At 37.3% G+C, this 22342-nt stretch carries 10 protein-coding genes; 2 read left to right on the plus strand and 8 right to left on the minus strand.

The genetic code is table 11. The features are described from left to right. Positions 1–98: 98 nt before the first annotated feature. From KEM10_RS13885 to KEM10_RS13915, 7 genes are all read right to left on the minus strand, one after another. Positions 99–1145 carry a FecR family protein gene (locus KEM10_RS13885; protein ID WP_212216623.1) on the minus strand — a complete coding sequence of 349 codons (1047 nt, stop codon included), beginning with the start codon at positions 1143–1145 and terminating at the stop codon, positions 99–101. Positions 1146–1274: 129 nt separating this feature from the next. Continuing rightward, the gene (locus tag KEM10_RS13890; RefSeq protein ID WP_212216624.1) at positions 1275–1847 is read right to left on the minus strand and encodes an RNA polymerase sigma factor; all 573 of its coding nucleotides are present in this window, start codon (positions 1845–1847) and stop codon (positions 1275–1277) included. Between the two features lie 187 nt (positions 1848–2034). Beyond that, entirely contained in the window at positions 2035–5148 is a 3114-nt protein-coding gene (locus KEM10_RS13895) for a glycoside hydrolase family 2 TIM barrel-domain containing protein (protein WP_212216625.1), read from the minus strand. 188 nt (positions 5149–5336) lie between these two features. Beyond that, positions 5337–7271 (minus strand): alpha-L-arabinofuranosidase C-terminal domain-containing protein, encoded by a 1935-nt coding sequence (locus KEM10_RS13900; RefSeq protein WP_212216626.1) that lies wholly within the window; start codon positions 7269–7271, stop codon positions 5337–5339. A gap of 27 nt (positions 7272–7298) precedes the next feature. Further along, positions 7299–9887 (minus strand): alpha-L-arabinofuranosidase C-terminal domain-containing protein, encoded by a 2589-nt coding sequence (locus KEM10_RS13905; protein WP_244825858.1) that lies wholly within the window; start codon positions 9885–9887, stop codon positions 7299–7301. Positions 9888–9907: 20 nt separating this feature from the next. Further along, complete coding sequence (locus KEM10_RS13910) at positions 9908–11929, minus strand: DUF2264 domain-containing protein (RefSeq protein ID WP_212216627.1); 2022 nt, start codon at positions 11927–11929, stop codon at positions 9908–9910. Positions 11930–11959: 30 nt separating this feature from the next. Next, on the minus strand, positions 11960–14119 hold the full coding sequence (locus tag KEM10_RS13915; protein ID WP_212216628.1) for a family 43 glycosylhydrolase: 2160 nt from the start codon (positions 14117–14119) through the stop codon (positions 11960–11962). Between the two features lie 354 nt (positions 14120–14473). Between KEM10_RS13915 and KEM10_RS13920 the strand changes: the two genes are divergently transcribed. Then, positions 14474–17368: a cadherin-like beta sandwich domain-containing protein gene (locus tag KEM10_RS13920; protein ID WP_212216629.1), complete on the plus strand. Its 2895-nt coding sequence runs from the start codon at positions 14474–14476 to the stop codon at positions 17366–17368. 275 nt (positions 17369–17643) lie between these two features. On the opposite strand, the gene KEM10_RS13925 is transcribed toward KEM10_RS13920, so the two are convergent. Continuing rightward, the gene (locus tag KEM10_RS13925; RefSeq protein ID WP_212216630.1) at positions 17644–18348 is read right to left on the minus strand and encodes a DUF6261 family protein; all 705 of its coding nucleotides are present in this window, start codon (positions 18346–18348) and stop codon (positions 17644–17646) included. Positions 18349–19020: 672 nt separating this feature from the next. Here KEM10_RS13925 and KEM10_RS13930 point away from each other — a divergent pair. Beyond that, entirely contained in the window at positions 19021–22149 is a 3129-nt protein-coding gene (locus KEM10_RS13930) for a LamG-like jellyroll fold domain-containing protein (protein ID WP_212216631.1), read from the plus strand. Positions 22150–22342 lie beyond the last annotated feature (193 nt).

Raw genomic sequence — 22342 nt, forward strand, 5'->3', positions numbered from 1 at the left:
TTCAGGGAATCGTTGCAGCGGTTCCCTGTTTTTTCTTACGGTGGCTTTAGGTTCATTTTCATAATTAGTAATTGGATTTAGCTTTTAAATAGTATTGGTTAATGAGTTGTGCTGCTGGATAATAATACCTTTTGTTTAGTCCAGCTCCCATCTGTTTTTTGAGTACGGGGAATAATTTTGTAATTCATTGGAGAAGTTAGTTTTAATAATTTAAGTACTTCATCCAATGAGTCGTTAATAAATGTACCAGTAAAGGAATAGGTCCATATTTCATCATCGGTTACTTCAATATCAATGTTATACCATCTGCTTAATTTGTTTAGGGATTCTTTCATTGATTCGCCTCTGAAAATCAATATTCCTTCTTTCCAAGAGGTATAGGACGCTGCATTTATTGATAATCTTGTAATCTTATCTTTTTTTATTACCAGTTTTTCATTCGGTTTAAGAATAATTTCTTTAGCAGAATTGAAAGGTATGCAGCTGATTTTTCCATTAACTAAAACAATTTCTGTGGCTTCATCTTCATATGCTCTTACATTAAAGGAGGTACCCAGAACAGTTATCTCGGATTGGGTTGAATGCACAGTGAAAGGCCTTTGTTTATCATGAAAGACATTAAAATAGACTTCTCCGGAGATATTTACGTTACGTGCTCTCTTATTAAATGGCATTGCGTATTCGATGTATGAATCGCTGTTGAGCATTCCTGTAGTTCCGTCAGGTAAAGCAAAAGCCATTTTACTTCCCAGAGGACAAATTACTTGAACAGTTGAATCTTCGTTAGAACTGAAAAAATAGGAGGTTATTCCAAAATAACTAAAAGTTCCTAATAGCAAAGGTATAAACAAGATAGCTGCAGCTCTGTAATACCATTTTATAAATCTTTTTGAAAGGCGTTCTTTTTGTTTTTCCTCATTGGTTCTAATGGTATGGTGTACTTTATTTAAAATATGAATTAGCTTCTTTTCTTCATTTTTACTAAATGTGCTTAAAAAATTGTTCCAATCGTTCTTAAAGTAAGATCTTACGTCACTGTCCTCACTATTTTCAACAAGCCACGATTGTATAACTTTGTCTTGCGTTGAAGTTGTTTGACCGGAAACATATTTCTCAAGGATTTTTTTATTCTTAAACTTAGTCATGTAATCTTATTTATTGGCTTGTCTATAGGTAAGATCCATGAGGCGAGAAAATCTCATTCAAAAAGTTAAAAAAATAAAAATATTTTAAATTTCAATCGAGTACTATACCTTGATGTTGGGTAATGACAACTAAAGAAAGAGGGCAATAAACAGCAACAATGCGATAGATTCTTTATTCACTCTTTCTTTAATAAATTTAATTGTTTCTGATACTATGTTATCGATTGTACCTGGTGATAGGTTTAATTCTTCAGCAATTTCTTTTGCTGATTTACCTTCCATACGGCTTTTTAAAAAGATTTGTTTTTTACGTTCAGGAAGTTGATCAATAAGTTCATCTATATATTCTAAAATGGAAGCATACTCTAATCGTTCAGAAAGTTCGTTGCTGTTATTCTCTACAATATTAGACAAATATAGTTGGTGATAGTTCTGTTTTCGAAAATGTTTGAGTATATCGTTATAGGCAACAGTAAATAAAAAAGCTTTAATGGAAGCCTCTTTTTTAATAGTTTTTCTCTTCTCCCAAACTTTTACAAAAACATTATGTACTAATTCTTCAGCTTCGCTTTCCGATTTTAGATAACGGAGAGAAAAGGCATATAATCGATTAGAATACTTATTGAAAATTGAATCAAATGCTATTGAGTTATCATTTTTTAGTTGATCAATTAAGTCAATATCATTTCGATCAGTAGACATTAGGTTTTGGATTTAGATAGTGGTTAGCAATGTAGTTAAAATGACAAAATAAAACAAAATTTAACATTTAATTTAAGGTATGTGCTCTATTTAAATAGCTAGAGTAATGATCTAGTGCCTTAATATAAAATAAACGCCCATCTATAATATAGATAGACGCTTATTATTAATTTTGCTTATTTGTGTGTTACCAAACCGGACTTATCACATACGAATATGAATAAGCTTTATCCAGTAAGCGGTATTGTTTATGCGGAAGAGCTCCCCAGCTGTTGTCTCCACCAACACCTCTTTGTACAAGGTCGATTGATAAATAAACATTTGAGAATGCAGGAACATCATCCGTATGACGTTGATCTTTGCTTTTACCCGGATCTAAATCAGCAGGGCTGAATGGCAATGCACTTGCACTTAAAGGAACCATTCCGGTAACTTTAATTCCAACACCATTGTTATTAGTTAATGATAACCAACGCACATCTGTTTTATTACCATTTTCCTGCGGACGGATATAAGCAAAATACTGATCTTGTACTTTAGAACTGTACTCTCCAATAAAAGAAGAAGTATTTCTGTCTGAATAGTTCTCCCATGGTCCGCGACCGTAATAACAGAAGTTATCAAAATCCTTGGCAAGAGTCATCATCATACCAAAACGAGGCATTTCTGCAATCTCTTCTTCTGATGTCTTATAAGCAACATCTACTTTAACAGCACCACCAGCATTGAAAGTATAAGTTAAAGTGTAATCAGCTTTAACATCATTCAGAGCTAATTTGGCAGTAAATACGGCATCTTTCCCTTTCTGTTTAGTTAAAGAGATAAGCTTAGCTTTAGCACCCGCTTCGCGCCATACAGCACTGTTGTTTTGCATGTGATTTCCAAAATCATTATCAACAGGAGTACGCCAGAAATTAGGAGCCAGCGCTTCATCAACTAATTCAGTGCCATCAATCGTATAACTGCTGATTAGACCGGTTGATTTACTGATAACCGTTTGAATTTTTCCGTTGCTAATGATAAAGCTTTCTTTGGTATCGATTACATTAACCGGAGCAGTACAGCTTTTCAATTGAGGAGAATAAGCTTCAGGTGATAGTTTAAACTGCTCACGAGCTACTTCATGTCCCGAAGGAATAAACGGAGCGTCTTTTGTTGTGTATGCAAATAAGTTAAAGAAATACTCAACTCCATTGTTGAAATCTACTTCAGGCATTTCAATATCTACAATCTTAAAGTCTAAAGCAGGCACATCTGCAGTAAATAATCCGGTTTCAACCACTTTTCCGTTTCCAATCAATTGCCATTTAAACTGGTAATCTTTGGTTGAAGTGAAAGAAAACTCATTGGTGATTTTAAAAGAACCATTTCTGATGTCAACTACATCAAATAATATATCTTGATATACTTTTTTTACTTCATATAGTCCAGGATGAGGTGTTCTGTCAGGGTTTACCACTCCATTTAGACAGAAGTTTTCGTCGTTGGTGTATTTTTCACCACCAAGGTCACCACCATAGGCCCAAAACTCTTCGCCTTGCTCGTTTTGGGTAACTAATCCCTGATCAACCCAATCCCAGATGAAACCACCTTGCATATGTGGTTTAGAACGGATTAAATCCCAGTATTCTTTGAAGTTACCATTACTGTTACCCATAGCATGAGAATACTCACACATAATGAATGGTCGACCCGGATTTTCTTTGTTGGCATATTCATGCATTGATCCCATACCCGGATACATCGGACATACGATGTCAGTATTTGATTCCTGACCAGCTTGTTCGAATTGAACAGGACGTGTATTGTCACGTTCTTTCATCCATTCGTATGCGTCAAAAAATACCTGGCCATTACCACACTCATTTCCCATACTCCAGATAATTACCGATGGATGGTTTTTGTCGCGTTCTACCAAACGGTGGATACGATCCATATGAGCTGCATGCCATTCTGGTAAATATGCTGGGTGTTTGCCTTTATCAAACCAATTTTGGAAAGTGGCACCCATATCGTGTGTTTCGATGTTACACTCATCCACTAAATACAATCCATATTCATCGCAAAGTTCAATCCACTCGGTGCTATGTGGGTAGTGACTGGTACGAACAGCATTTACGTTGTGCTGCTTCATCACTTCAATATCTTTTAGCATAGTGGCACGGTCAACATGGTGTCCCATGGTTTGATGGTGCTCGTGCAGGTTTACCCCTTTCACTAAAACATATTTACCATTCACCAATAGCTGGCTATCTTTAATTTCAACAGTTCGGAAACCCAGGTTTGTTGAGGTAGCTTCAATAGTCTTACCTTTTGAGTTCTTCAGCTCAACTACTAATTTGTACAGATTAGGAGTTTCTGCATTCCATTTCAACGGATCAATAATAGTCTTTGAAAAGTTAACCTGCGAAGTAGCATTTTTGTCAACGGTTACATCTTGAGTTGCAGAGTAAACTTCTTTTTTATCGGCATCATATAAAGTAACAGTCACCTTGTTTTTCGATCCTTTCTTTGCCAGGCTTTTAATGTCGATGGTTGCATCTAACAAACCATGTACATAGTTCTTATCTAAACCTCCTTTGGCAAAGATATCCTGGATTCGAGTTGGTTGAGTAGAATACAATGATATTCCTCTGTCGAAACCAGAAAGACGCCAGAAGTCCTGATCCTCAATATACGAACCATCAGACCAACGGTAAACTTCAAGGGCAATCATATTACTACCTTTTTGAAGGTATGGTGTAATATTGAATTCAGCCGGACTCTTTGTTACCTGGCTATATCCAACTTTTTGTCCATTCACCCAAATGTACATGGCTGATGTTCCGGCTTCAAAATGAAGATATACTTCACGACCTTTCCAGTCTTCAGGTAAATTAAAGGTGCGACGGTAAGAACCTACCGGATTGTGTTTATGATCGATAAATGGAGGATTTTTTGGGAAAGGATACTTAATATTGGTATAAATAGGTGTACCATATCCTTGCAATTCCCAATTGCCCGGAACCTGAATGTTATCCCATTTACTTACATCATAATCTGTTTTGTAAAAATCAACAGGTCTGTCAGCTGGTTTGTACACCCAGTTAAATTTCCATTCTCCGTTAAGAGAATAGTAAAAAGGCGATGCAGCCGGATTTCCTTTCAGAGCTTGTTGTGCATTTGCATAAGGAAAAGCTGTTGCTCTGGGGGCTTCTTTATTAATCCCGAAAACAGCCGGATTTTCCCAATCGTTATCCTGTGCTTGAAAGGGCTTACAAATACCCAAAGTCAGGAGCGATAATAATACCAGTTTCTTCATTAAATTATTGTAATTGGTTGTAAACTATTAATATGATTTAGATTTGGAGAATAGTTGTGTTTTTATTCTAATCGTAAAGGTAAAATTATAATTGTTGACTGTTAGCAAGTGACAGTAATTTAAAAAACCGTGTTAATTTTTCTATTGAAGAAATATTAACACGGTTGAGAATGAGATTAAAAATTAATCTAGTATGAGAATTTAATCACATAGAATGAATTTTTCGTCAATTTGAGGTTTAAGGTGCTGCCAGAAATACTTTCAGTGAAATTCTGAGGAATAATATTAAGTGGATTATCCAAAGTATTAACAACACTTAAATCATTGGATTGAATCATGGTGATTTCTGCTTTGTTTGAATTCAATCCTTTCTTTAGGCCTTCAATCGTTAATGATAGATCTTTTGTCTCAGTATTAGTGTTGGCCACTTTTATAATAATCTCCGATTTGTTCTTATCGATAACAGAGCTGGCATAAATACCATCCTGACCTTTTAAATCAAATCCTTCGGCTTGTAGAGAAAGGACATGGGTTCCAGCATTAGTGCCATACATTTGCTGCACATAGTAATTAGGAGTACGAACACATTTTAGGTTATCAAACCAGATCATATCGGGGCACCATTGCCATGCCTCAACATGTGCAAATAAAGGTGCGTAGGTTGCCATTTGAACCATATCTGCATTTCGCTCCAAACCGGTCATGAAAGCAGCTTCGGCCAAAGCTCCTTCAAAGTTATTATCTCTGTTTTTGGGATGAGCAGCATACTCTCCGGCAAACACTTTAGGACCTTTTCGGTCATATGAATCGTAGCGACCAGCATTCTCCAAGAACCATTCAGGGCTGCGATAATAATGCTCATCAACCAAAGCTACGTCCAGCTTTTTCATTTCGGGCCACAGGTAATCAAAATCTTTACCATCTGGCTGAGGACCCGATGATCCGATTAAAACAATCTCAGGATGTTTTTTGCTTAGTACATCAATAAATCGCTGCAAACGTTCCACATAAACTTCACCCCATTGCTCGTTTCCAATAGCCAGAAATTTTAAGTTGAATGATTCAGGGTGGCCCATGTCGGCGCGCACTTTACCCCATTTGGTAGTGGTAGCTCCGTTGGCAAATTCAATTAAATCTAAAGCATCTTGAATGTAAGGTTCTAAATCTTCTAATGATACTAACTCTTTGCTTTCGTATTGGCAAGCCAGTCCACAACTCAAAACAGGAAGAGGCTCTGCGCCTAAGTCTTCACTAAGCAAGAAGTATTCATAAAAGCCCATTCCATACGATTGGTAATAATCAGGGAAGAACTTGTGTTTGAAAGTATAATTCCAACGGTTGATATTCAATGGACGATTCTCTACAGGACCTACACTATTTTTCCATTGGTAGCGACTCTCCAAAGTGTTTCCTTCCACAATGCAACCGCCCGGAAAGCGAAATACACCGGGGTTTAAATCATATAAGGCCTGAACCAGATCTTTTCGTAAGCCATTTTCACGACCCTTCCACGTATCACCAGGGAATAAAGAGATATGGTCCATGTCGATGTATCCCCAGTTTTCAACCATCAACCTGAATTTACTATGAGCATCGGTTGAATTAGCAGTTAAAACTGTTGTGTGTTTTTGCCAGTCATCACCTGTAACTTCAATGTGTTTTACTGAGATAGGATCGTTATGAGAATTGATAATCTCCAGTTTTAGCTTAATGGTCTTACCTTTCTCAACGCGAGCATGGAAGGATAGGTGGTATTCAGCGTCTTTTTTTATTCCAATACCTTTAAAACCATTATTTTCTAGTCCGGAGAAAGTACGAAGACCTTTACCAGTAACGCGAACGTAGTTGGGATTTTTATCAAAACATGCATCATCGTTTTTAACCACCACATCTCCAAAGGGAGTCCACCCAACAAACGGATGTTCAAACTCAAACGATCGGTTTTTAATTAACTCAGCGTAAACTCCACCATCGGCGCCAAAGTTGATATCTTCAAAGAAAACACCATACATTTCAGGCTGAATTTCAGCGCCAGGCTTTTTTGCATTCACAGTCATCTGGATCTGTGCTGATAATGCAAGTGATATTGCCATTGCTGCCATTGAACTAATAGTTTTTTTCATCTGAATTTTATTTAGCTTCTTATGTTTTTATTTCTTTTGAGCGGGTATGCGTATAACAGTAAATGAATAGGCTGGCATAGAATAAACCGCATCAGGTTTTACTGTCATTGTTTCTTCTGATGGAACGGCTTTTCTGTCATCAGGAGCTCCTTTTAATACGTTTATTTGTACCTCAGCCTCTTCAGAAATAAATTGATTAAGGTCGATATTGGCGGCAACTTCAATTGGTAATAAGTTGGCCATCTTAATAATGTAATCACCTGTTTGACTGTCTTTCACCATTGATACACCAACTCTTTTCTGAGCTTTTGTGTTGGAATCCGATAAATTAATTTGGTTAGGGATGTATTCATCGCCGCTGTTTTGGCCAAATAGCTTCTGCACATAGTAATCAACGGTTGGGTGAATTTCGGTATTATTGAAATAAATCAAATCAGGATTCCATTGAGTGTGACCATGTTTAGCCAGAAGTGGAGCAAAAGATGTCATTTCAACAACATCTGCATTGCGTTCAACCGCTGTTAGGTATAGTGCCTCAGAAAGAGCTGTTTCAATATTCATATGGCGGTTGGGTAGGTGAGAGGCATATTCTCCCAGGTAAACCTTAGGCTTAGAACGATCATAACGGTCGTAATAATCCTGATTGTTGATAAACCAACCCGGAGGAAGGTAGTAATGCTCATCTACCATAGGCACTTCAAGCTTGGTTGCCAGATCCCAACCTTCTACATAATCGGTTCCATAATAGAAGGGACCTACCGTTCCGATTACAACAATATCAGGGTATTTTTCTTTGACGGCGTTGTAGATCATAGTAAAACGTTCTTCAAAAATATCCGTGATCAGATCCTCATTACCGACCCCCAGGTATTTTAGGTTAAACGGTTTTGGATGACCTGCTTCGGCTCTTACTTTACCCCACTTCGTGTTTTTATCGCCATTAGCCCATTCAATCAGATCCAAAACATCCTGAACGTAACTATCCATTTCGCACATTGGAATTCCACCTTGTTGTCCGTGGCCGCAATCCCCTGAATTCTGACAAGGAACACCTGCAGCAACTACCGGTAGAGGTTCTGCACCGATATCTTCGCAATATTGGAAATACTCGAAATAGCCTAAACCGGCTGTTTGATGATATCCCCAAAGATTTCGATTGGGTTTACGAGCTTCTAAAGGACCGATGGTGTTTTTCCAATGGTAGATATTTCCTATTCCGTCACCGTGAGCCACACAACCACCCGGGAAACGAACAAACTTAGGATGAATATCGGCAACCACTTGAGCCAAATCTTTCCGCAAACCGTTTTTACGTCCTTTAAAAGTGTTTTTGGGAAACAATGAAATCATATCTAAAGCCAACTTACCCGATTGCATAGGAATAATATGCAGTTGTGCATCATTAACGGTTTGAGTAGCTTTAATTACAGCCTCTTTTTTGGCCCAGTTACCTTTGATGTTTTTAATGATTGTTTCTCCCACAACCGTACCGTCCTTAGCTACTAATTGGACTTTTGCACTGTATTTTGCTTCATCCATTGAACGGGCAAATACAGAGAAGTTATACTGTTCGCCTCCTTTAACAGCAATGCCATCAAAGCCCTCATTTATCAGAGCAGCTCCATTTTGTTGAACATCTAATACCGCAAAATGCTTATTGTTGATATGAATAGGGGCAACAGTATCTATTGTAAAAGTTAAACCTTCACCTTTTACACTCCAGGCCTTATCGTGAGTCCAGCTTTTGTCTCTTCCTAATTTATCGTGTAGGTTATATTCAAATCCTCTATTCTGAATCAATTCAGCGTAAATTCCACCGTCGGCAGCATAATTAATATCTTCAAAAAAGACACCGATTAATTTATCGCTAATGGCTTTACTTTTCTCAGGTTGAAAAGAAATATCAGCAGTCAGTTCCTCAAGATAGCCAAAACGAGAGGCATCATCCTTCATTTTTTCAGCATTCTCCTGATCCTTAAATTTCATCCATTCGTATCGAACAATCAGATTTTGAATGGTTGCCCAATCGGTTTTATTGATAACACCCGTTTGTTTTTCACCATTAATGTATTGGCTAACTCTGTTATCCTGTCTTTGATCTGTATCTATCTTTTGTGCCTCTGAAAAGGTTTTAAAATCAGTTGTTTCTGATAGATAAGCCTGATCTTCACTCAGCCATGTAATGGAATACACTTCCTTTTCTGAATTAAAATGTATTTCAGGTTTTTCAATAGGCCCTTCTTCCATAATATACGGATAGTATTGACGCCCCCAATTATAAAGGTCGGACGATGAGGCAAGAGCAAATTGCTCCACCTTTTCGTTTAACGACCAGATACAATGCCATTCACCTTCGTTATCGATAAATAAGTAGGGATTAATCATTCGTTTTTGAGATCCCCAGCGACCAAAATCACTACCTAAAAACTTGTATTCAGGACCAATGGTGTGCCAGTTTTCTTTGTCAACGCTCCATGCAAAATGCAATCCATTGTGATTGTAATTTTTAGCGGTTGCATAACTGAAAATATATGCAGAGTCAGGCTCATTGGCATAGGATTTACTTGTTATTGAAATGCCAACCAGCAGCAGGATCAATAAAAAATGTCTCTTCATAACGTATGGATTCTTTAATATTAGTCAAACTGAACGGTTTTTACGTCGCCATTATGGAAATGCAAAATAAGGCTTTTGTTATTGTTTGTAAACTCCAATGATTTAATTGGGTTGATTTCTTTTGATTTCCATTTTTTACCCGATTCCTTCCAAAGCATTAATGAAATATGGAATTCGGGAGTGTCAGAAGCTTTGTGCTGATAGGTAGCATTGATAATACTGCTTTTTTTACTTTCGGGATGCAACCCTTCTGTTTCGATTACTTCCAAATCAGTCCATCCCATAACAGGAATCATGGCTAATTGGTGTTTACCATTGTCAATAATGGTGGCTTTGTACTTACCCGCTTTTTTTGTTGTAGAAGTTATTGGAGTTTCAAATTCAGGCAATGCATAATGCCCTAAACGCATTTTAACATCTTTATCAGTGATGTTTCTGTCCACTCTTAAAATACCATTTGGAAGAGGAATGTCAACCAGGTTCATTTTTATTTGCTCATCTGTTTCCAAAACAGCATCTCTATAATAAGCTCCATCTTCAAATTTCTGGAAAGAATAAAGTCTGAATACTTCCCATTCATTCTTCTGATTAAGGAAGGCGTAGTTCATGGCCACTTCACCATTGGAACCATCGGCTTGCCATGGGAAAATACTATTGTATGATAGACGGTTGTAATTCTCTGTTGAACGGAATTTTTGCCAGTCGTCTTTTACTTTTTCATGACACCAGGCTCTTATTTCAGAAGCTCCTGACTCAGGATAGTCAGTTATCAACAATTCCGGTGAGGAGGCAAAATAGTTGTATACCTTGTCATTTTCATAGTCTTTCCAATCACCCTGATCTTCTTTAACTGTCCAGAATGGATTATCTTCGGGCAGTAATAGCGATAAAAAGGCTTTGCCCATCCAGAATACACTACCCCGGCAGCTATAGTTTTGAACAGTTGGTTCATAGGCTCCGTAGAAGCCAAGTGTTGGAACATTATCCTTTAAAAAATCGGGATGTTGCAAGAACTGAAGGATGGTTTTGGATGAAATCATTCTTAACCAGCCCAAATTCACATCATCTCCTCCGTATTTGCCCATAAATGGGAAAGGCGAAATAGATCCCATTCGATAAGAGATTGATCGGCCATACATCATCATCGAACCATCTTTGGCAAACATATGTGGGTATGAATTGTAAAGGTCTTTAAAGTTGGCCAGGAATTTTTCGGCATACTCAGGGTAGTACTTATTTCCGAATACTTCGGTCCAAAGAACTCCGTATAACTGAAATGCCCACATGCTGTAATAATCGTAAGCCGGACTATCGTTATACCAGCCATCACTTCTATAATGAGTTAATGAACGAGCAAGGTATTTTTCCAGTAACTCTTCATTTACATCATAGCCCTGATCCTTAAAGAAGCTCAAAACAAAAATGTTAAAGAACTTCCAATTGGAATCAACCGTTGGGCCATCGCCATAACTAAGCATTGAGGCTGCCAAGTCATCTTTATCTTGTTGTGAAAGAGGCTCCCAAATAACTTCGGGTACCACAAATAAGGAGATAGCTAAAGCACCATACTCAACCAGATTTTGGCTGGGGCCACCGTTTTTAGCCCGGTGCACAATATAGGCCGGACTATCAGGGTTGATTAATTGTTTAATCTGATGGCGGTAATATTCTCCAACGTTGATGTTGTTAATGGTAAGTTCTGGATTTTCGTGTAGGAGAGGAGCAGCAATAAAAAGGGTACGGCATAATCCTTCGAGCTTTTCGGTTGGTACGCGACCTTCATTGTGAGGGTAACTTTTTCCCGGTTGTTTGGGGAATTTCATCGGATCATCCAAATCATCGATGTAAGTAAAGGCTCCCTTTAACAAATACAAGGCAGCATCGTGCCAATGCTGCCTTGTCATGCCCGTATACGGACTAATGTCGTAATTGGGATTATCTAATTGAAAGGTATTATTCGAATTGTTGTTTTGCGCTTGAGTTGCAAATGATAGCCCCAAGACAGCAAAAAATAGTGTTAAAGCTTTTTTTTTTAAGGTCATTTTATTAAAAATTAATCAGTCGAAATTATATTATTTTACTGGTTGAATTCCTTCTAAAGTGGGTTGAACCTGTACAATGTTACCTTCTTCATCGAAGTTTAATTTATCGATACAAGTTTCACGGTGAAATCCGGCAGGTCTTCCCATGTCAATTCCTTTAGGTAAAGTAAAGCGGTGATAAACGATGTACCAATCGTCAGTTCCTGGTATTTGAATAGCCGAGTTATGTCCGGTACCATAGATGCCTTGCGAAGGATCTTTCTCTATCACCATATTATTTTCAGGAATGGTTAATTTACCCAACGGAGATTTGGCTGTGGCATAACGAACCCGGTAATTAGGGCTGCGTGTATCATCCTCGCTCCACATAAAATAATAGGTTCCATTGCGGAAGATAACGTAGGCTCCTTCGCGGAAGGTTCTGTCTGGTGTCATTATTTTTAATGAGTTCTTTTTGATCGACATCATGTCATCGTTTAACTCAGCACCAGCTAAAAAGCCATTACCCCAATAAATATAACTTTTGTTTGTTTGAGGATCGGTAAAAACATCCGGGTCAATAACCTGACCGCGGTTAATTCCTTTGGGGTGTTCACCGAACAGAGGTTTACCCATATCAACAAAAGGCCCTGTTGGGTTATCAGCCACTGCAACTCCAATTTTTTGGGCAGCTGTGAAGTAATAGAAATACTTATATTCTCCGTTAATTTTCTTTTCAACAATACAAGGAGCCCAGGCATTACGGTCGGCCCAGCTAACATCTTTTTCCAGGTCGAGGATAATGTTTTCTTCTTTCCAGTTAACCATGTCGTCTGATGAGAAAACTTTAAAGTAGGTGCCAGACCATCCCCAGAATCCGTCGCTGGTAGGATAGATGTAATATTTACCTGTTTTTTTGGAATACAAAATTTCAGGATCGGCATAATAACCATCCAAAACGGGGTTGTGATCTTCACTAGCAGTTACTGTGTATTCGGTCGAACCTTGGTCTTTAATGGTTAAGTTATATTTGACTGCACCTTTAGAGAAATTCTGAGGGCCAGCCGGACTCATTGAAAAACCCGAAAAACCAATAAATTGAGGATCAAATGCACTAAGGTCAGTTCCGTTTTTAACAGGCAAATGAATGGTTTTCTTATCACCTTTGATATTAACATTATTCAGTTTTAGTTGCAATGAGGTTGCTTCAATAATAGGATCACTAGAGCTTCCCCACTTACTGATTAAACGCTCCATCTCAGATTTGGTGATGGGTACAACAGTACCATGTCGAGGGTGAAAGTTCATGGATATTTCGTGATCTATCACTTCAAAATTGATTAAGTCAGATGATTTTGCAAACTGATAAGTACCTTTCATGTACACATCATACATCAGAATCCATTCCTCTTTATTATTAATTTTAAATACGCACGATCCCTCAACATTATGAGATTCTTTATCTACACGCTGACTGCCTTGTTGCACATATCCTTCTGTTAGTTTATCTGAAATAGCCAATTTAATACCTGGTTTTCCATCTTCAGACTTAAAGAAGAAATGATATTTTCCATCTTTCTCAACTATATCACCATCAATACAGGCGTTGTTGGTTGGACTGAAATAAAGCTGTTTGGGAGCTTCCTCAAAACCGGTAAAGTCTTTATTGGCATAAGCGTAATAAATAATATCCGGGTCGCCGTTCGATTTCATAGAGAAATACACCATGTATTTATCAGCTTCTTTATCATAGATGGTTTGTGGAGCCCAAACGCGATTTACCTGACCAAATTCTTCAGGGTACAACTCAGGAATAGTTAATACACTTGAAGTCCAGTTAATCAGGTCAGTTGATTTAAGCAATGTCATAGCAACATTATTCCAGCCCATCTCAGGTACATACAAATCGGTAACTACCATATAGAACGTTTTACCATCCTTTCCACGCAGTATATGAGGGTCGCGTACCCCTCCAGAGTTGCTGATTGTTTTGGAGTCGATAATAGGATGGTTATTGTTTAAAGCTCTGAAATTATATCCGTCTTCACTAACGGCATAATGTATTTGTTCCTGACCAGGACCATTACCCACAAAATAGGCAAATAAATAACCTGAATACTCTTCTTTTTGGGTACAAGAACTTAAAAATAGAACAATACTAAATACTGAAAGGACAAGCTTCAACCTGTAATTACTTAATCTGCTACTCATTTTTATTTTACTACTTAAAATTCATACTGCTAACTCTAGTTAAAAGCGAAGGAAGGTTACTGCAAAATTATCCTATCTTCTTACACATATGTGCAAGAAATATGCAAATTACTAATACAAATTAAGCAATGTAAAAAAGTGTTTACGAGGTCTAAGTTGGTTAATGTGCAATAAAACAGTTGTATAGTGTTGGTTTTTGGTATTTCGTTGTTTTAATGTCCAGAGTGTAGTGATAAAAATAAAAAAGATTGATTGTGAAAAAATGAAAATAGATGTCAAATACCTGCAACTCATGATAGGTGCATATACCTACTTTTATCGCACTAACTTGAAGTATCATTTAAACAATCTATTATGAAATTAAAAAATTTACTTTTAAAGTATGCATTGCTTGGTGTTATTTCCTTTTTGGGAATATCAATGTCAATGGCTCAACAAACTGACACTATTGGCATTTTTGATCCGGGCTTATCGGCCAGACATATTGTTTATGCCGAAGTAATGTTACATGATGTGGATGAGGATGGCAATTTTGATGCCTCTTTTAACCTGGCAGAAGACACAGTAAAAGCATGGGGCGATTACTCAACAGCATTGGCTTTTTATGATGAAGGTTTTGTGGTGCGAAACGGGGGTGGTTTTTCAAAATCAAGAGATATTATACCGGTTGCAGGTGAAGTTACGAAAGTATGGATTGCATTGGATGTTCCAAACTTATCTTGTAAAACTTATGTGCAGAATATTGATATGGATTATCCTGAATTGGTGTTTGATGAAAATGCTGGTTTTAGAAAAACAGATATAGTTGCCATTAATAAATGGACGACTATACATAACCCGGATGCAGAGCCCGATTCTGTAGAAGTTAAGAGTATAGAGTTGCAAACCAGTGATGATGCTACCCTACGTGAGTTAAGCGCAAGTATTGGTGAACTTACTTTAATAGATGCAGAATATGGAGAGTATGAGTTGTATGTACCTTATGGCACTACAGAGGTAACACTAACTGCTGCAACTAATGGAATAGGCGCTGATGTATTGATCGGTGATTATGATATGAATCCGTATGAAGGAGGTGTTATTCCATTAACACCAGAAGGAGCGGATGCCTATATTAATGTTACAGCTTTTGATGGTAGTGAGGCTACTTATATTGTATACATTGACTTTGAAGAAGGTGCTTCAAACGCATACCTTAGTGATATACAATTATCAACCGGGTCATTAATAACTGATTTTGATCAAACGGTTACTGAATATACAGCTATGGTACCATATGGTACAACCAGTGTTGATGTTACGGGAATTAAAGCGTGGGATGATGCCGTTTTAACAGGAAATGGTACCGTTACCTTAACTGATGGCGAAGGATCTGCTACACTTACAGTAACTTCACAAGATGGAACTGCTACTACTACTTATACATTAAGTATTTATGAATCGCAAATCAGAACCGGTGAAGATTTTTATATTGAGCAGGAAGCATCTGGTTTGGTGATTGGTGAAGGTGTTCATATTTATGAAGCATTGAAAAGTGAAAGTACACAATTAATGCAGTTTGAAGATGCAGGCGCAGAAGGAGTATTCTTTATTAAAAACAAAGATAGTCAGTATATGTCAATTTCATCATCCAATACCTGGAATATGGTAATGCTTGATGAGCTGACGCAGAATACAGATAGTTGTGCTTTTATTATTAATGAAATGGAGCCGGGTAAATTCCGTATGATATCTGTAGCAAAAGATGCCGCAGGTAATAATGGTTACATTGCTACTGATGCGACCTCTGCCGGAAGCTCATTGTATTGCGATAAAGGCGTTACTAATGAACGAGGTGTGTGGGTTGTTCGTACACCTGAAGAGGTATTTCCACCAGATGCTTATTTATTAGATCTTAGTATTGATGCAGCCAACATTAAGCCTGTATTCAATGCGACAGTAACAGAGTATTATGTAACATTACCAGAAGGAACAACTTCTATTGATATAACAGCTGTGGCAGAGGAAGCAACTTCTGACATTGTAGGTGCTGGTAGTGTTTCAGTTACTGATGCCAGTGGAATAATTACAGTTACCGTAACTACCGCAGATGAAGCATATACAAAAGACTATGTAATCCATTACATTAAGGATACAGCTCTTACTCTTATGCACTCATATACTTTTGCTGACGGAACTGCAAAGGATGTAGTGGGTAGTGCTCATGGTATTACTAATGGAGGTGTATTTGCTGAAGGTATATTTGCTAATGCTTCAGACTCTTCATATATCACTTTTCCTGCCGAAGAAATCGCTATCAATACTTATCCTTCTATCACAATGGAAGTTTATATTAAAAATGTGGGTGTTAATAATGGATGGTCGATGCTTACCTACTTTGGAGGTTTAACCGGAAGTAATACTTACTGGACATCAATTCAAAATGACGATGATAACATAAAAGCCGTAATTGATCAAGGTTCTGGAGCATCAAGAGCAATTAATCCACAGGAAGCAACTAGTGATGCGTCTTTGCATTTGGTAACCACTTTAACAAATGATTCCATTTCACTTTATTTGAATGGAACACATATTGAAACAACTGCTATAAATGATGCATACTATATTCCTCAGTTAAGTAACGAAAATGCCTGGTTATGTTATGGTGGTTATAACGATCCCACATGGTTAGGTGAAATCGAAGAGTTTAATATTTACTCAGGAGCAATGGATGAGTTAACAGTTATGGCTCATTCTATTAATTGGCCTGCTGATGATGTGGTGGATGCTACTTTAAGTGAGATTACTATTGATGGTGTTCCTATGGAAGATTTTAATGCTGCCACACTGGTATACACTGTAGCTGTTGATGAAGGAGCTGCTATACCTGTTGTAGGTGCAACAGCTACTTCCGGAGTGACGCCAGTTGTTACTCAGGCTACCGAAGTTCCGGGTGCCGCAACAATTGTTGTAGCCAACGGTGGAGTTGAAAATACTTACACAATTAACTTCGAAATTGCCACTGGTATTGGAAGCGATATTAATAAAGGAACAATCAAAGTTTATCCAACCGTTTCAACAGGTGAGTTTACAATTGAAATGGAAGGTAAAACATCAGTGATTAGTGTATATGATTTAGCTGGCGGTTTGGTAAAACAAGTAAAAACAAATGCACAACGCGAGGTTATCTCATTGGATCAAAAAGGTATGTACATTGTAAAAGTAGATTCTGATGGAGATACTAAATTATTTAAGGTCTTCAAACAATAGATTAGTAGCAAATATTAATTATTAGAGAGGGGCGGTTCGTAATTTATTTACGGATCGCCTTTTTCATGTACATAAATCTTCTTAGCTGAGTTCGACGTAAAATTTTATTCTTTCTTTCATGTATGAGCTTGTAATAACCTTCAGTTTAATGGTGGTGTAGATTTAGTATTGCTGGCAGAAGAGTGAATATATCTATAGTTAATTAGGCCAGAAAAAAAAGAGACCACCAGTGTTTAACCAATGATCTCTTGCTATTCCATAATCAATAAAGTTGGTTAATTATCTTGTTTACGTTGTTTTATTACGCCATTAATCCTATCAATCTTCAAAGCCATGCTTTCAATCAAATCGTTATATACTTCTGGTTGTACACCTCCCATTCCTATAAGATAATTGATTAGGGTGCTGTTAATAATTCGTATTAATTCTTTCTTAACAGCAGAAGCGCTGATAGCATTTTGGTTTTCTTTCTGATTCTGCTCCCAGGTATTTTCAGCCTGTTTAAACTGTTTTTGCTCGTTTTTTAGTTTTTGAATCAGGTTTTTAACGCCCGGTAAAAGTTCTGTTTTAATAACGGTTTCGGGTTGTAGTACATCCTTTAAAAAAGATTCGGTTAAGGCCGATTGAGCCGAATAATTGGCCTTTGTTAATTCATAACCATACTTGTTCATTATCTCTAAAACCTGGGTAGCTGTTTGGCTTATTTGAGCATCCGGATGGTGCGTATAACCTTCGGTAAGGCGAAGAATTGAACTGTATATGCTATCGCGGTTATCATCAAAGGTGTTTAAATCCGATTTAGCCTTATCCTGATTGATGGCTGTAATTAATGTTACCTGCTGTACTTCAATTTGTTTACTAATTGTTTTAAGATTTTCGTCTTCAATGCCGGTTGTATCAAGGGTGCTCTTAATATCAATTCCCAGGTCGGCAAGTTCGGCTACGCGAATTGTGTTAATAATTCTGGAAAGTTTTTTCATAAAAATCGTTTTTAGTTTAACTGATAAATGGATTATTTAGCTGTAATTTTTTGTTTGTGTCCAGAAACCTGTGCGGTAAGGCTTCAATTGTGTAATTGCGAGGTGTCTTCTGCAGTATTCTTACTTCAATTATTTAATTACGACCTAAACTTTGAAGTTTTCTATTCGTGATTAAACAATCGAGATTTGTTTTCTCTGGTTTTGGGCTCTTGCTTAAAAAGGTATGAGTAAAGTATAAAGGTAAATTCATAGTTGTTGGCCTGTTGTTGAGTTACAATAATATAAATTTATTATATAACAAACAAAGAAAATGATTGCCTTTTTTTTCTTGAATAATTGTTTATATCTGTTAATTGTGTGTTGGCAAGTGGTGTTTTTATAGTCATATAATCAGCAAAAACAGTTGGTAATTCAGAAATATTACATGCATAAATGAACTGAATTTATTTTTAAATACAAGTTTACAGGTTGGGGTAAAATTACACGAAAGACTTAATATGCAAGGCTTCTTGTGTGTTTGGTGTTGGTGAAAAAGGTGACTTTGATGTTGAAAAAATGAAAGAAATATGTGATTATATGCTAGGGTTAAATTGTGTTCGATAAAGTGAAAATTATAGTTTTGATCCGCAATAAAAAAGATTTAAGGGAACAACAAATTTTAATCAAGTTATTATGAAAATGAAAAAATTACCTTTTAAAGGGTGGTGTGTGCTTATGCTATTTAGCATTATTACACTACCGGGTGTTTCACAAACATTAAAACATTCGTATACTTTTGAAGATGGTACTTTTGAAGGTACTACTGTTTATGATCAAATAGGTTCAGCAAACGGTACACTACAAGGTGCTGCCAGTGTTACTGGTGGCGAATTAGTATTAGCAGCCAACGGTGACTATGTATCTTTTGATGGTACTGTAATGGATTTAAATGCATATACTGGGGGTATTACCATTGAGTTTATGTATAATTCAACAGTGGGTGCAAATGCCGATCACTGGAACTGGATTACTTATTTTGGAGGAGAATCAGGTGCCAGTAGTATTATGGCAGGGGTAAATACCTGGGGTGAATATAGACTATATAAAAATAATACCGATCCTAAAATTACAGTTGCTAGTAACGATGATGGTAAGTATCATCATGTAGTTGTGATTATGACCGATACTAAAATCGCAATGTATGCTGATGGAGCTCTGGTTGGTGAAGAGCTTACAGAAACCTATGCAATTGATGCTGCCTATGCCTACATCGGACGTGCCTATTGGGGTGATCCAACATGGGAGGGTGTTATTGATCAATTCAACATTTATGAAGGCGAAATGGATGCCGCTACAGTTGAAAGTAATTATATCGACTATGTAGGAGAAGATTATGTAAATGCTGATTTAGGCTCTCTTGCATTTGCTCCGGGTGATATGACACCTGAGTTTGATGCTAATGAGCAAGATTATATTGTATATGTGCCTTACGGAGATACCCTAACTGTTGTTTCTGCTGAAGCAGTTGCAGGTGCTTCAAACTATGTGATTTATACCGACGATGGATCAGTTGTAGAAGATGATGGAGTAATAACTTTCGATGAAGCAGGAGAGTATTTAACTATTCATGTTACTGCATTAAGTGGAAATGAAAAATATTATTATGTGGAGGTTCTTCACTATGCTGCCGAAACTTCAGAACGTTTATCAGATATAGAGGTTGTTGGTGGTACTTTAATAGGTGATTTTAATCCAGACACAACAGCCTACAATATCAGAGCCGATTACGGAGCTACTTCTGTTAATATTACCGGTGTGCCTTTTGGGGCTAATGCAACGGTAACAGGCGATGGTGAAATTAACCTTACTGATGGTGTAGCAACGACTACCATTCATGTTGTATCGGAAGATACCAATAGTGAAATGGATTATAACGTAACTATTTACGCAACAGAAGTAACAACCGGAGTTGATTATTATTTACAGCACGAAGCTTCGGGTTATGTTTTGAGTGAAAGTGAAGAAGAATATAACCTTATAAAAATATACGAACCTTATAACGAACCTACTCAGTTGTTTAAGTTTGTTGCAACCGATGTGGATGGTCAGTATTATATCCAGAATCAAAACGAAAATTACCTGAGATTAGCTCCTGCTGAAGGAGACCAGGTTTGGGATATGATTATGCAGTCATCAATAATGACCGACGAGGATAGCTGTCGTTTTGAGTTGAACGAATTTGAACAAGGACGTTTCCAGATTATTTCAGTGGCCCGTGCCAATGAATTCGAAAATGTATTTATGGGAACCAATAATTCTGACCTGTTTGGTGGTGTTTACTCAGATAAATGGGATGGAAATGAATTGGCTGTGTGGTCAATTGTTACTCCAAATCAGTTAGAAACTCAATATAATACATATTTAGAGTCGTTAAGTGTTCTTGACAATGCTTTAATACCTTCATTTAATGCTACGGTTACTGAGTATCGTGTGGTATTGCCGGCAGAAACCACTCAGTTTACAGTTGAAGCTTCCGCTATGCATGATAATTCCACCGTTAGCGGAGTAGGTACGTATGATGTTGCAGCTGAAGGAACAGGTAGTGTTACGGTTACAGTAACCAATGGAGGGCAAACACGCGATTACGTTATTAGCTATCTTGTGTACAACGAGGATTTTGCCTTAATGCATTCTTATACCTTCCTTGATGGTACAGCAAAAGACGAAGTGAGCGGTGCTGACGGTGTTGTGCATGGAGGAGCCATTGATCAGGGGGTTTATACAACCAGCGAATTAGGTGAGTATATTGAGTTGCCTGCAGCTGATATAGCTATTAATACCTATCCAAGTCTTACGTTTGAGCACTGGATTAGAGCTAATACAGAAGAAGCCAATGCAAATTCAAATACAATGATTTCCACGTTTGGTAGAACTGATTACTACGGATATGACTATGTGTATACTTCGGCAAAAAGTAGAGCAGCTATGAGCGCAACAGTTACTGAAAATCCATGGAGCAATGAAAATGGTATTGACGGTGATAATCTGGATCTTGATCTAACAGGTAATTTACACCATTTGGTAACAATAATAACCAATGAGGCAATGTTCTTTTATGTTGATGGTCAGCAAGCAGGTGATCCGGTTGCGTTAAATGACAATAACAGAATTGCTTACTTAAGCAACGATGCAGCATACTTGTGTAAATCAATTTACGAAGCAGATAATAGCTGGATTGGTTCGATTGAAGAATTTAACATCTATTCAGGTGTTATGGACGGTGCTACTATTCTGGAGAACTTAGCTAGCGGACCAAAACAATATGCCGGAAACGATGCCACCTTAAGTGATTTAACCATTGATGGGGTAACGATTGAAGATTTCCATTCTGCTACCTTTAACTATATAGTTACAGTTGAAGAAGGGGTAACTCCGGTAATTGCAGCTACAACCAAGGAAGTAAATGCAACTTATGAGGTTAATGGTCCTTCAGCAATTCCTGGAACTGCAACAGTTGTGGTTACTGCTGCCGATGGAGAAACAACAGCTACTTATACCATTGAGTTTGATACCCCAACTGGTATTGGTTCACCAAAAGAAGGTGCAATAAAAGTTTATCCAACTGTTTCTACTGGCCAATTTACAGTTGAAATGGAAGGTCAGTCTTCGGTTATTGGAGTTTATGACCTTGCGGGAAGATTAGTTAAACAAATTATAACAAAAGCGCAACGCGAAGTAATTACCATCGATCAAAAAGGAATGTACATTGTAAAAGTTGATTGCGAAGGAAAAACAAAATTGTTTAAGGTGTTTAAACAATAGGGATTTATGTAAATGATATCGAGGGGCTATCTAATTTAGGTAGCCCCTTTCTTTTGTGCTGTTTTAAAATAAGTGACATTTTAAATCGAATTTGTTAAAGTGTAAGAATGTTAAAAAAAGTAACATTGAGTTAGTGTTTGTTTAAACTTACAAGTGATTTTATAGCGATAATTCAAGATAAAAACAAATATTT

It is taken from the genome of Carboxylicivirga linearis (assembly GCF_018271995.1).
Taxonomy (GTDB): Bacteria; Bacteroidota; Bacteroidia; order Bacteroidales; family Marinilabiliaceae; genus Carboxylicivirga; species Carboxylicivirga linearis.